Raw genomic sequence first — 13,194 nt, forward strand, 5'->3', positions numbered from 1 at the left:
GACAAATCTTGCGATGAGACACCTTAATGACTGTTGAGAAAAATGACACAAAGAACAAAATACAGGACGCCGCTGAACGTTTAATTATTCAAGGTGGCTATGGCGCGTTTAGTTTTCGTGATATTGCCGAAGAAGTCGGTATTAAGAGTGCAAGTGTTCACTACCATTACCCGACCAAAGGCGATCTTGCTTCGGCGGTCATGACCCGTTATATCAATGAGTTTTCAGTGCAGCTACCCAATCCGAATGATGAGCGTCTCGACCCTAACGTGATGTTGGAGGGGTTCATTAATGGCTTTAAAGCCAAAATTGTTGACCACCAGGATATGAGTCTCTGCACTATGCTGACGGCGGATAAACACATCTTGCCAGACGAAGTTAGCGCTGCCCTTGCGACATTTTATAATGTCAAAATAGAATGGTTAACCTTGCTTTTTATGCGCTTGGCATCTTTGCCGGAAGCGCAGGCGAAAACACAAACGATTCAGTTTCTCGCCACACTCCACGGTGCTTCTGTTTTGGTGCAAGCAACCGGTAATGCGGAATTTTTTGAAAGTGCCGTGTCTTATTGGAGAATGGCATACGTTAAATAAAAGACGCTATATAAAATAACGGCTTCCTTGGGTAACATGATTCTCCAATAGAAAAATTCACTTATAAATGAACGAAACGACCAACATGACTACATCAGATAAAAACCTGCATAACCCTAAGTTTACATGGCGTTTTCTTGCCCCACGGTTTTGGCCCACTTGGCTGGTAGTACTGTTTGCGCTTGTCTTGGCTTATGTGCCCTTTCGTATACGTGACAAGTTAGCGACGAAAGTCGTTCCTTTGATTATGAAGAAAAAAAGCGGAGCGTTAAAACGCGCTCGCTTAAATATTCAGCACTGTTTTCCAGAAAAGTCGTTAGAAGAGCGAGAAACTATTTTACGTAGGAGTTTAGAAACCGCTGCCCAATTTTGTTTTGCTTACGGTGAGCTGTTGGTTCGTAGCGATAAGTATAAAAAAAGCCGCAATGAGATCATTGGCGGTGAGAATCTGTTTCCTTTGTTGGATCGAGGCGAAAATGTCATTACCTTGGTGCCGCATTGCTGGTCCATTGATTACACGGGTTCAATGTTAGCCTCGCTTGGCTACACCGTGACAACCATAATGAAACCTCAAAAAAATCCATTAACCGATTGGTTATTGCACACCCAACGTATGCAGTACGGACGTGGTGTTGTTTACCCTAGAAGTGCAGGCATTAAACCCTTTCTTCAATCGGTTAAAAAAGGGTATGTAGGTTATTACCTGCCAGATGAAGATCTAGGAGCTCAGCATTCGGTTTTTGTGCCCTTTTTCGGCGCTGAAAAAGCCACCATGAAAGGCTTGGGCAAGCTAACCAAATTAACAAAAGCCAATATCGTGCCTATGTTTCAAGCCTATAACGCAAAAACAGGGAAGTATGAACTGCATATTTCCCCAGCGCTTGAGAACTTTCCTACGGGTGATGACACTCAAGATGCCATTGTGATGAACAAGGCATTAGAAGCCATGATTGAAACACACACAGAGCAGTACATGTGGATTTTGAGTTTGCTGCGCAGCCGACCTGATGGCACTACGCTCTATTAGTTATAAAGCGTTAAGTGCATGATTTCTTTTAGTATTCGATTTAATGGAGCCAGATATGTCTGAGCGCTCAACCTCCCCTCATGATATAGACATTCATGCGGTTAAAAATTATCTACTCTCTCTTCAAGATGCGATCTGCTCATCTTTAGAAACAGTTGAACCTTCTATACGATTTAAAGAAGACGCGTGGGACAGACCAAACGGCGGCGGTGGCCGAACACGCGTCATCGCGGGTGGCGATGTCATTGAAAAAGGCGGTGTGAATTTTTCGCATGTGATGGGCGATAACCTTCCGCCTTCCGCAACAGCGGATCGTCCTGAACTTGCAGGTGGTCGATTTGAAGCCATGGGCGTGTCGTTGGTGATTCATCCAAACAACCCAATGGCTCCCACCTCTCATGCCAATGTGCGTTTATTTATTGTTTATAAAGACGGAATGGCACCTGTTTGGTGGTTTGGCGGTGGCTTTGATCTGACGCCTTATTACGGCTTTGATGAAGATTGTGTTCATTGGCACCAAACGGCACACGATGCCGTTGAGTCCTTTGGTGAAGGCTATTATTCTCGGTTTAAAACATGGTGTGACGAGTATTTCTATCTAAAACACCGCGGCGAACCTCGTGGTATTGGTGGTTTGTTCTTTGACGATTTTAACGAAGGTAGCTTCGAACAGTGTTTTAGTATGATGAAAGCCGTGGGTGACGCTTACGTAACGGCCTATTTACCTATATTAGAGCGTCGTAAAAACCTGCCTTTTAGCGAGCAGCAGCGTGACTTTCAACTGCATCGTCGTGGACGTTATGTTGAATTTAATTTGGTGTTCGACAGAGGTACGCATTTTGGTTTGCAAAGCGGTCTAGGTCGTACGGAATCCATCTTGATGTCATTACCGCCGGAAGTACGTTGGACGTATGAGTATCAAATTGAACCTGGCAGCGAAGAAGCCAAGTTAACCGACTATTATCTAACATCGAAAGATTGGCTTGCTGGAATTGAATGATACTCAGCTTAAGCCAATCGCGTTTTACAGAATAAATAAGAGGATACATTTTGGATCAATATGTTGTGGTTGGTAATCCGATTGCTCACAGTAAATCGCCTAGTATACATAAGTATTTTGCCGAGCAAACACAGCAAGAACTTACCTATTCGACGCTCTTAGGCGACGATGTTCAATTTGAGCGCCAAGTAAGAGACTTTTTTGCCAACAGCGGCAAAGGCATGAATATTACGTTGCCGTTTAAAGAACGTGCTTATGCCATGTGTGACGTATTAAGCAAGCGAGCAGAACAAGCTGGCGCAGTGAATACCTTGCTTATGAGTGAAAATGGCGACATTTTCGGCGACAATACCGACGGTTTCGGCATGGTTCGGGACATAACGCATAATCATGGGCGAGTATTAACCGGCAAGCGTGTGTTGATTTTAGGCGCTGGTGGAGCGGTGCGTGGTGTGCTTGAACCTCTTTTATCTGAGAAACCAGAATCTGTCACCATTGCCAATCGTACTGTCGAAAAAGCGCAGGCGTTGGCTGAGCATTTTGATTGTTTAGCTTCGACATTTGAAGGGTTAGAAGGTGAGTTTGACATTATAATCAATGGTACATCGGCGAGTTTGTCCGGCAATCTACCGCCATTAAAAGACGAATTAGCGGGCTCGAAAACATGGTGTTATGACATGATGTACGGCAAAGAACGTACGGTATTTCTACAATGGGCCGATGACCATGGCGGCAAAGGAGCAGACGGTCTTGGTATGTTAGTGGGTCAAGCCGCAGAAGCGTTTTATCTATGGCGTCAGGTTCGTCCTGACACCGCCAGCCTAGTTGCCTTGATGCGCAAACAAATGGAAGCCAGCTGATCAGTAAAATAAGCGAACGAAAGGACACCGTATGAAAGCGCAATGGTTCAATTCTGTTGATCAAATAGGCGAAGCCAAGTGGCAGGCGGCTATTGGAGAAACGCGTTATCCCTTTGCGCAATTTGCCTTTCATAAAGCCTTAGAGCAAAGCAAAAGTATCGGTGATGGCACAGGCTGGTATCCAGAATATTTACTGGTGATGGACGATGATGACGCCCCGCTTGCCATTGCACCCACCTATTTAAAAACCCATTCTCAAGGTGAATTTGTCTTTGATTGGTCGTGGGCAGACGCTTACCAGCGTTACGGCATGGATTATTTTCCTAAACGCATTTGGGCGATTCCCTTCTCCCCGGTCACGGGTTTAAGAATTTTTTCTCGCCTCGATCCAAAAGGCGATGACGTTCAGTTTTCCCATCTGTACCCTGCGCTTGCGCAGTTGATGACACAAGCAAACCAAGATCGAGGTTTTTCAAGCTGGCATCTGTTATTCACCAAGCCTGACCACGCGGCCTTGTTCGCGCCAAACAAAGACCTACTGCATCGTATTTCCTGTCAGTTTCATTGGTTTAATCGTGACTATCAGGACATGGAGCATTACTTTTCTTACTTCTCCAGCCGCAAGCGCAAAGCCGCGCGTAAAGAGAGAGAGAAAGTCGCCAAGCAAGGCGTGACACTCACGCGTACGCTAGGCAATAAACTCACTTCGGCCGAGATCGACTTCTTCTACTTGTGCTATCAATCGACATACGCCAAACGCGGCCAACAAGGGTATTTAACGCGTGAATTTTTTGGCGAATTAGCCGATACCATGGGCGATAAAATTGTTTTGGTACAAGCTTACCGAGATGAGGAGGTGATCGCGGCTTCGTGGTGTTTCTTCGACAATCACTCATTATATGGCCGTTATTGGGGTTGTATGGAAGAAGTTGATTGTTTGCACTTTGAAGCGTGCTATTACCAAGGTATCGAATTTTGTCTTGAAAAAGGGTTACAGCATTTCGACCCAGGCACTCAAGGAGAGCACAAAATCGCCCGCGGCTTTGAGCCCGTTTTTAGTCATAGTATTCATTACATAGCCCACGAGGGTTTTCGTGATGCCATTGGTAACTTCTGTGAGGAAGAAGCGGAATCAGTGCGTAGATATCATCAAGATACCCACGCCTTGTTGCCGTTTAAAGAAAATTAACTTATCCATGTTCCATTCAAGCGCTTTGTATTTATTAGCTTTTTTCCGCTCTGCTGAGCGGGTAACTTTTTGCTAGCGCCCAAAAAGTAACCAAAAATTCGCTTTAGACATTAAATGCCTGATTTTTTGTGTAGGCACATAATTGTTCCCTTACGCTCGTTGTTACGTAAGGTATTGATGGATTCTTTATGTGTTTTAGAATCTAGCTTTACTATGTCTCGTGAGGATATCATGGTCGTTCAATCAGGATTGAATCGAATATTTTTCGCTGAGGGTAAAGTGCTCCAAGTGATGACACCAAAGGCCTAAGTCTCTTCCCCTTTTAAAAGGGAAAGACGGAAGATGGGGTTTTGTCTTTTGTTTTGTATTGGTGGGACGGAACTTAAAGGAAGCAGGCCTCTTTAGAACCACCAGAAATAATATCCTACAGTTAGTACTACTATTAGAGTTGCGAACACTGCATAGACCACAACTACTCGTTTCTCCAAATAGGTCATTCCCTTAGCGTGTCGATCATGATTATTTATATCTAATCTAAGCTGATCTATGAACGCAAACGCTTTTCCTACTATATTCATAAATCTTTGAGTTACTTGGTAAAAATGAAGCTCTTTCAGTGTAATGTTCTTTATACCGCTTAACTTCAGGTATTTCAGAAACCATGATGATTTCGAATGAGCTTCGGTCTACCCCTTTTCCAACCAAGGAGCTAGTAGATTGAAGATGAAATAAGAGAGAGTCTTTATCCTTAAGGCAACCTGGTGTAATTGCAAACCGTTTATCATTCAGCCTTGCTGATTTATCGCTGTATATAATCGATTGCAGTCGCTCTCCCTCTCCCTCGTCATTCTTATAGCCAACAATGTATATAGCATTACTTGGTACTGTTCTCATCTCTCCGTTAATAGTTTGATATTGAGCACTGTAAGTCTCTAACGTAACAATGTTGTTATTGTGTAAACTATCAATAATCGGATTCCAACCTTTCTTCCTCTTTTTAGTAATGTACTTCCCCTACTAGTTGCTAGCACAATTCTTTGTGGCCATTTTTTGCTATTTCCTAGGACCTTATTTATATCAACACCGTATCCGTTACAGCCATAGCCAGATATGGGCTGATAATTACGCTGAACAATTTCAAAAATTGTTCTGCTTAACTCGGCGCTGTATTTCAGTGATATAGCACTGCCAAGGACGACACCAGCTCTTCCATTGCTAAGCGTAGTTCTGGTGGGCCAATGACTTCTAGTTCGGCGCCAAAGCGCAACAGTTCAGCGCAGCCGTGTACTGATTCGCCTACTGGCAATTTAGCTCGATGCCAGCCGGAATCGTCCATTGGCTCAATCGTCGCTTGATTCACCGCATAAGAAGAGCACGCAAACTGCATGATCTTAACGCCCAACGCGGTTAAACGTACTTCGGCAATAATCGGAAATTGAATCGCTTCCATACGACGTAAACTATCCTGCCAAAACGCCGCTAAATTGAAGTCTTTGGGGCGTTCAAAATTCTCATCCAGTAACGTCAGGGATTCAATACGGGATACGCGATAGGTCCGAATGTCATTATCTACCTGCGCGAGCAAATACCACTGTCCACCTTTTAAAACGATGCCCAGAGGTTGGGTCTGACGCTTTACTTCGGCTTTCCAACTTTGATATTGTATGACAACACATTGCTGTTCTAATACCGCTGTCATCAGTGTTGGCAAGTAGGTGACTTGTTCATCGTCAGCAAACCAATTCGGCGCATCCAGCAAAAATCGGCTCTGTAAGCGGTCGGACTCGTAGCGCATGTCTTCCGGCAAGGCGGCTTTCAATTTCAATTGTGCATCGGCAAGGGTAGCTTGTAATCCCATCTTTTGAGCTGGGCCTGATAAACCAGTCAGAAATAACGTTTCAGCTTCCTTCGCGGAAAGTCCATTTAAGCGGGTCCGGTAATTGTGTAACAGCCGATAGCCACCTTGTACGCCTTGCTCACTGTAAACGGGCACGCCAATTTCACTAAGCGCATCGATGTCTCGATAAACTGTGCGGATCGACGTCTCACAGGCGTCAGCTAATGCACGCGCGGTGACCTTTTCATGGGTCTGTAACATCATCAGGAGTTTCAGTATTCGGCTGGCTCGCATGGGGTTCTCCTTTCGTTGCACTAAGTCGCCGTGCTATGTCATCTGCCAACTAACAGCGCTAAGCGAATTTTATTTTGTCAGTATAAAGGAAATACCTGACATCAGGTGGCAGGTTTAATCGCTAACATAACTCATGTAGCAAGCACTATTTCTCCAATTTTTTTTGAGGTAACTGACATGAATAATATCCACGACAACACAGCTCGAAACAATGGCTCCATCACCCTATATCATGCCCCACAAACCAGAGGCACTGGCGTTTTGGTTTTGCTAGAAGAATTAGGTGTACCCTATGAGATGAAAGTGCTGAATTTTAAAGCAGGAGAAAACCAGCAACCGGAATTTTTAGCGATAAACCCTTTGGGTAAATTTCCAACCCTTGTTCATAATGACACTATTGTCACGGAACAAGTCGCTTGTTACCTATATTTGGCCGATCTGTTCCCTGAAAAAGGCCTCGCTCCAGCCCTTAATGATCCTAAACGTGGTGCCTATTTGCGCTGGATAGCCTACCAAGGCAGCAGCTTTGAACCCGCTATGATCGACAAAGCCTTTAATCGCTCTCCCGTTGAGGCTTCTCAACTGTCTTATGGCAGTTTTGATAAAATGCTAAAAACTGTGTTCGACCAAATAGCCAAAGGCCCTTATTTATTGGGGGAGCAGCTTTACGCGGTAGATATTCTTTGGGGAATGAGTTTGAAATGGTGTCGTACGTTTGGGCTAATCACGACGAACCCTGTGGTCGACGCTTATATTGAACGCATTACCTCACGTCCAGCGTTTGTTAAAGCGGAACAGCAAGACCAAGCGTTGTTGCTTGACCACTCGTAGTCAATCGCCTTTTATAAGGCATAGCATTTAGCAACCTTCTCCCTCTTAGCTGAGGGAGAAGGTCTTATTTAGCGTGGGTCACCTTCTCTTATCTTCAAGGGAAGGGTCGAGAAGGGTTAAAATCACACGTCTTTATGTGGGCCAAACAATTCGTAGTGAATACGATCTGCTTCTACACCAAGCGTTAACAGCTGTTGCTTAACAAACATCATGAAACCAACCGGTCCGCACAAGTAGAATTCGCCATTCGAAATCGGCAATCCTTCTTTGATAACGTCTAGCTGCATGTTGCCTTGATAAACGCCCTCTTCTGTTTTGTCTGTTTGCTCATACCAAGTGTGTACGTTTAACGCCAAAGACCCTTTTAGACCGTTTACATGGCTTTTAAAGGAATGCTGATCTTGGTTTGCACAAGCATGCAAGTAATGGACTGGCTGCGCGTAGCTTTGTTTGGCGAATGTGTTCAGCATGGCTTGCATTGGTGTTAAGCCAACACCACCAGAAATAAGTACGACAGGCGTTTGCTTGTCTTTAAAGAAGAAGTCACCTGCAGGTGGCATGGCTTCGATTTCGTCTCCTACGTTTAGGTGATCGTGTAGATAATTGGACATAACGCCGGCCATGTCGTCGCTGCCTTCGCGTTTTACACTGATGCGATACGTCTGGTTATTTGGCGCGGTTGATAGCGAATATTGACGTATCTCATCGTATTCACTGCCTTTTGGATGTAACTTAATGCCCAAGTATTGGCCTGGAAGATAGTCGATGACTGGACCACCGTCGGTTGGTTCAAAAACAAAGCTGGTCACCAGATCAGATTCAGGTGTTTTTGATGCGACACGAAAGCGGCGAAAATCGGTCCAACCACCGGCTTGAGCGGCACGTTCTTTATAAAGATCGCCTTCTATTTTGATAAAAATATCGGCCAATTGACCATAAGCGGCAACCCACGCTTCTTCGACGTCTTTGGTAAACGCCTCTGGCGCAAGTTCGCGCAATGTTTCGATCAAATGATGGCCGACAATATCGTATTGATCTGGTTGAATATTAAAGCTGGTGTGTTTATGAGCGATACGCATGACGGCGCTGGTGAGCACTTCTAGATTGTCGATGTGTGTTGCGTAAGCGGCAATGGCGTTGAATAAGGCCGCAGGTTGACCGCCAGTCTTTTGGTGCGTCATATTAAATACGTGTTTTAGCTCAGGGTTGTGCGAAAACATGCGTTTGTAAAAGTGCTCAGTAATAGCTGGTCCTGCGGAAGCAAGCAGCGGGATAGTGCTTTTAACTGTGTCTATGTGTTGTTGAGATAACATTTTTGTTTCCTTTTAAACGATGAATAGTAATTTCTTATCTATAGTAGTGCTAAGAACATGCCAACTAATAATATACCTATAAATCATTGGCTTACGTTATTTAGGTTTGATAGTGAGTCAATAAGACTCACAAATAAAGAAGTCTATATGATATGTTAGAGTCTAAATGACACGGTTAGTCTTTCTTCTTATGAGTGATGATCATGAATCAGGTTTCCAATAACGCCCTCCTTAGCTTTGCTTTAGATCTTGCCAGTGCTGTGACGCAACCCAATCGTTTTGAACAATTAGTCTACGCGGTACGCGCTACGATCAATTGCGATGCGGTTGTATTGCTGATCCATAACAATGCGGTGTTGACGCCGATTGCTCAGCGAGGCTTGTCAGAAGACCTAATGGGTCGACGCTTTACGATTGCGGAGCATCCGAGGTTAAAAGCGATTTGTGGTGGGCATTACCCTGTTCGCTTTGCGGCCGATTCCCCTCTTCCAGATCCATACGATGGCATGGTGCTGGGCCATGATGAGCAGTTACGAGTGCATTCTTGTATGGGGGTGCCCTTGTATCTGGAAGGAAAATTGATTGGTGCTGTGACGCTAGACAGTATCTTGCCGGGTGTTTTTGATGACATAGATGCTCGTGCTTTAGAAATCATTGGCACCATGGCCGCGATGACCTTAAACACCGCCATTTTGATGGAGCAATTAGAAAATAAGTCACAACATGCCCAGCATGTTTTAAAAGTGATGAGCGAACAAACTCTCGAAATGATTGGGCAAAGTAAGGTCATACAAGAACTTAAACAGTCTATCGATTTGGTTGCACCGTCAGATTTTGCCATTCTGATCGAAGGGGAAACCGGTGTTGGTAAAGAGCTGGTGGCGCGTGCACTGCACGAACATTCCTCTCGATTTGATGCGCCTATGGTGTATGTCAACTGCGCGGCGATTCCTCAGCATCTTATCGAAAGTGAGCTATTTGGACATGTAAAAGGCGCGTTTACCGGCGCCGATCGCGATCGCCAAGGCAAATTCTTATTGGCCGATGGTGGTACGTTGTTTTTGGATGAAGTCGGTGAGCTGCCACTAGAAGTGCAAGGGTCATTACTCAGAGCGATTCAAAATCAAGAAATTCAAGCGGTCGGGAAAGATCAAATTCGCAAAGTGGATGTGCGCATCATTGCGGCCACTAATCGACATCTGGAAACGGAAGTTGCGGAGCATCGTTTTCGTGCTGACTTATTTCATCGACTCAGTGTGTTCCCTATAAAAGTGCCGGCGTTACGAGATCGCCAAGGCGATGTTCCTTTACTCGCGGGTTTTTTTGCTGAGCGCTTTCGTCGTAAATTAGGTTTGCAGCAACTGACATTATCGCCATCAGCAATCCACCTGTTAGAAGCCTACCATTGGCCTGGTAACATCCGAGAGCTAGAGCATGTGATTTCGCGCGCGGCCCTATTTGCAAAAGCAGAGAACGCAAAAGACGAAAGCCCTACAAGTATCACCGTTATCTCACCTGAGCATTTAACAGGGTTACAAATTGAAAAGGGTTCTAAAGAAGAGATACAAAGCGTGATAGAACATACGCCGAAAGACGCTATAATATCCAATGAACCAATCGATTTACGTGAAAAAACAGAGACTTACCAGCGCAACATGATTCGACAAGCATTAGAGGTAACAGAGGGAAACTGGACCAAAGCCGCCCAGCATTTATCCATGGATCGAGCGAACCTAGCAAGATTAGCAAAACGGCTGGGTATTCGTGTTACCAAAGAAGTTCGAAGTTAAACCCCCTCCCAACCTCCCTCTTAGCAGGGGGAGGAGCTAGTGCTTGTCTTGCTCCCTCCCCTTATCTTCAAGTGGAGGGGGAGGGGTTTTAAAAGATGTTAAGCATTATGCCGAGCAGCACTGACTTGTCGAATGCGTTCAGCAGGAAACTCAAGCTTCGGAAGTAGGTACGCTTTTACGTCTTCTGGGTAACCCAGTTCGTCCAGCGCGGCGGCCATACAATTTAGCCACATGGCTTTTTCTTTTTCAGTGATGATTAGATGTGCATGGGCCTGAGGTAGGCTAATGGGCCCATACTTTTGTGTAAATAACTTTTCGCCACCCATCCAACCGGATAAGAAAGACACCAGTTTGTCGATGGTCAGTTCAAGGTTATTTGGATGCATGTCAAATAACGGTCTGAATTCTGCTGTGTTTTCCATGATGCGGTAAAATGTTTCTACCAGCGTTTGCAAGCCAGTGAGACCACCTACTTTTTGTAAGGTGCCATCTCTTTCACCGTAAACAGGTAGGTTAGAATCGGTCATTTTATTCTACGTCTTGTTTGGAGGTGTTTGGCTGATTTTGCTCTTTTTTAGCCGCTTTTTCACGATCCATTTTGATTGAGTTACGATAGCCGCCTAGTGCGGCCAAAGCGCCGATGATAAAACTCATGTACAACGGAATTTCAAACAACATAGTGATACTAATAAAAACACAACCGACGGCCAAACCTTCAATAAAGGGTTTAAGTTGCTTGGGCATAAGTTTTCTCCGGAAGATGAAAAATAAGCGCAAGTTTAGCAAATTTATACGACGATGCGAGCCAGATTGTGGAAAAAAGCATGAGTTATCCCATATTTGAGAAATATAGAATCAACTGTCTTTTATTTTCTTGCTATGTGGACAAGTGATTGAAATACGAAATTAATGGTCATGTATGGTCTCCTTGTGGTTGAAAAACGCACAAAAACATTAAGGTCTGACGCTAAATGTGAATAACTGCTATGATTTTCCACAGATCACGGCAAGTAACAATGATTGGTTTGGTTGAGTTTTATCCACAAAATATGAAATATCCACAAGTGAGACTCGTGTGTCGAAGTTATCCCTAAATTCTATCGTTTGCGCACATCGTGCAAATGCCCCACTGAATCGCAAGATTTGGCATATGGCATGGCCACCGATGATTTCAAATATCACAACACCCCTACTTGGTTTGGTTGATACGGCGGTCGTTGGACACTTGGGAACGGCAACACATCTTGGCGCTGTTGCGATTGGAGCAAGTGTTTTCAGCTTCTTATTTTGGGCGTTTGGTTTTTTGCGGATGGGCTCGACGGGGTTGACGGCTCAAGCTCTGGGCCAAGGCGATGATAGACGGGTTCGTGAGCTGTTGTTACAGTCGATTTTAATGGGCATTTTCATCGGTTTAATGTTGATACTGTTTCGTGCCCCTTTGATCGATCTTTTTATTCATTTGATGGCGCCCAGTGCGGATGTTGAACCTTGGGCACGCATTTATTGTGAAGCACGAATTTTCAGTGCGCCAGCGGTATTAGCAGGCTATGCCTTAATGGGTTGGTTTTTTGGCGTACAGTATTCCAAGGGCGCGCTGTGGATGTTGCTGGTGATCAACGTCGCTAACATGGCGCTCGATTATTTTGCCGTTTACGGTTTAGGAATGGCCAGTGACGGCGTAGCGTGGGCGACGGTTTTTGCGCATTACATCGGTGTGATAGTTGCGGGCATTTTAGCGTGGCATAAGCTGAAAGGTTTCTCGGGTCATGTACCCATGCGAGCGTTGGCGCAGTGGCGTGAATATGTAGCGCTGGTGCAAGTAAATCGTTATTTGTTTGTGCGCACTATTCTCTTGTTGCTGGTGATGTTGTTTTTTACCGCTCAGGGCGCGCGCCAAGGCGATTCCATTCTTGCCGCCAATGCCGTTTTACTGACTTTTTTGATGATCATCTCGAATGCGTTAGATGGCTTTGCGTTTTCTGTGGAAGCCTTGTGTGGTGAATATTATGGCCGTAAAGACAAGGCCAACTTTAAGAAAGTGATTCAGCTTTCAACCTATTGGGCTTTGTTGGCGGCTTTGATTTTGATGTTCATTTTCTGGATTTTTGGTAATCAAATCATTGGCTTATTGACGAGTGTTCAAAGCGTCCGTGACGACGCCGCACTGTACCTACCTTGGCTGATTTTCTTTCCACTGTTGGGTATTTGGTCGTTTATGTTGGATGGCATCTTCATCGGTACAACCAGCGTAAAACAAATGCAAAATACCATGATTATCTGTGTTCTCGGTGTTTTCTTTCCTGTTTGGTACTTCTCTCAACATCTTGGTAATGAAGGCCTAGGCAATCATGGTTTATGGCTTAGCCTTGCTGTGTTGTTCATTGCTAGAGCGATCACGCTATATTGGTGTTATTTACAAAATATGAAGAAAGGCGTGTGGTTTAAAAACCAGTAATCCTA

The 13,194-nt window shown here is 44.7% G+C and carries 12 protein-coding genes; 8 read left to right on the forward strand and 4 right to left on the reverse strand.

Going from position 1 to position 13,194, the window contains the following annotated elements:
* The first annotated feature begins 26 nt into the window (after nucleotides 1-26).
* From M3I01_RS17800 to M3I01_RS17820, 5 genes are all read left to right on the forward strand, one after another.
* Nucleotides 27-593 carry a TetR/AcrR family transcriptional regulator gene (locus M3I01_RS17800; protein WP_255897280.1) on the forward strand — a complete coding sequence of 189 codons (567 nt, stop codon included), beginning with the start codon at nucleotides 27-29 and terminating at the stop codon, nucleotides 591-593.
* Nucleotides 594-678: 85 nt separating this feature from the next.
* Complete coding sequence (gene lpxM, locus M3I01_RS17805) at nucleotides 679-1,620, forward strand: lauroyl-Kdo(2)-lipid IV(A) myristoyltransferase (RefSeq protein ID WP_275565223.1); 942 nt, start codon at nucleotides 679-681, stop codon at nucleotides 1,618-1,620.
* Between the two features lie 55 nt (nucleotides 1,621-1,675).
* Entirely contained in the window at nucleotides 1,676-2,620 is a 945-nt protein-coding gene (gene hemF, locus M3I01_RS17810) for an oxygen-dependent coproporphyrinogen oxidase (RefSeq protein ID WP_255897281.1), read from the forward strand.
* 50 nt (nucleotides 2,621-2,670) lie between these two features.
* Nucleotides 2,671-3,480 carry a shikimate dehydrogenase gene (aroE, locus tag M3I01_RS17815; protein WP_255897282.1) on the forward strand — a complete coding sequence of 270 codons (810 nt, stop codon included), beginning with the start codon at nucleotides 2,671-2,673 and terminating at the stop codon, nucleotides 3,478-3,480.
* Between the two features lie 31 nt (nucleotides 3,481-3,511).
* On the forward strand, nucleotides 3,512-4,669 hold the full coding sequence (locus tag M3I01_RS17820) for a GNAT family N-acetyltransferase (RefSeq protein ID WP_275565224.1): 1,158 nt from the start codon (nucleotides 3,512-3,514) through the stop codon (nucleotides 4,667-4,669).
* Between the two features lie 1,171 nt (nucleotides 4,670-5,840).
* Here the strand turns inward: M3I01_RS17820 and M3I01_RS17825 are convergent.
* Nucleotides 5,841-6,800 (reverse strand): helix-turn-helix transcriptional regulator, encoded by a 960-nt coding sequence (locus tag M3I01_RS17825; RefSeq protein WP_255897284.1) that lies wholly within the window; start codon nucleotides 6,798-6,800, stop codon nucleotides 5,841-5,843.
* Between the two features lie 177 nt (nucleotides 6,801-6,977).
* Between M3I01_RS17825 and M3I01_RS17830 the strand changes: the two genes are divergently transcribed.
* On the forward strand, nucleotides 6,978-7,631 hold the full coding sequence (locus tag M3I01_RS17830) for a glutathione S-transferase family protein (protein WP_255897285.1): 654 nt from the start codon (nucleotides 6,978-6,980) through the stop codon (nucleotides 7,629-7,631).
* Nucleotides 7,632-7,753: 122 nt separating this feature from the next.
* Here the strand turns inward: M3I01_RS17830 and hmpA are convergent, their stop codons facing one another.
* Nucleotides 7,754-8,944, reverse strand: a complete 1,191-nt coding sequence (hmpA, locus tag M3I01_RS17835; RefSeq protein ID WP_255897286.1) for an NO-inducible flavohemoprotein — start codon at nucleotides 8,942-8,944, stop codon at nucleotides 7,754-7,756.
* A gap of 203 nt (nucleotides 8,945-9,147) precedes the next feature.
* Between hmpA and norR the strand changes: the two genes are divergently transcribed.
* The gene (gene norR, locus M3I01_RS17840) at nucleotides 9,148-10,734 is read left to right on the forward strand and encodes a nitric oxide reductase transcriptional regulator NorR (protein WP_255897290.1); all 1,587 of its coding nucleotides are present in this window, start codon (nucleotides 9,148-9,150) and stop codon (nucleotides 10,732-10,734) included.
* Between the two features lie 98 nt (nucleotides 10,735-10,832).
* Here the strand turns inward: norR and M3I01_RS17845 are convergent, their stop codons facing one another.
* Both M3I01_RS17845 and M3I01_RS17850 read right to left on the reverse strand, forming a co-directional pair.
* Nucleotides 10,833-11,261 carry a group II truncated hemoglobin gene (locus tag M3I01_RS17845; protein WP_255897291.1) on the reverse strand — a complete coding sequence of 143 codons (429 nt, stop codon included), beginning with the start codon at nucleotides 11,259-11,261 and terminating at the stop codon, nucleotides 10,833-10,835.
* 1 nt (nucleotide 11,262) lies between these two features.
* On the reverse strand, nucleotides 11,263-11,478 hold the full coding sequence (locus M3I01_RS17850; protein WP_255897292.1) for a hypothetical protein: 216 nt from the start codon (nucleotides 11,476-11,478) through the stop codon (nucleotides 11,263-11,265).
* 406 nt (nucleotides 11,479-11,884) lie between these two features.
* On the opposite strand from M3I01_RS17850, the gene M3I01_RS17855 reads away from it, so the two are divergent.
* Nucleotides 11,885-13,189 (forward strand): MATE family efflux transporter, encoded by a 1,305-nt coding sequence (locus M3I01_RS17855; RefSeq protein ID WP_255897468.1) that lies wholly within the window; start codon nucleotides 11,885-11,887, stop codon nucleotides 13,187-13,189.
* The last annotated feature ends 5 nt before the right edge of the window (nucleotides 13,190-13,194 follow it).

This window comes from Marinomonas maritima (assembly GCF_024435075.2).
Lineage (GTDB): Bacteria > Pseudomonadota > Gammaproteobacteria > Pseudomonadales > Marinomonadaceae > Marinomonas > Marinomonas maritima.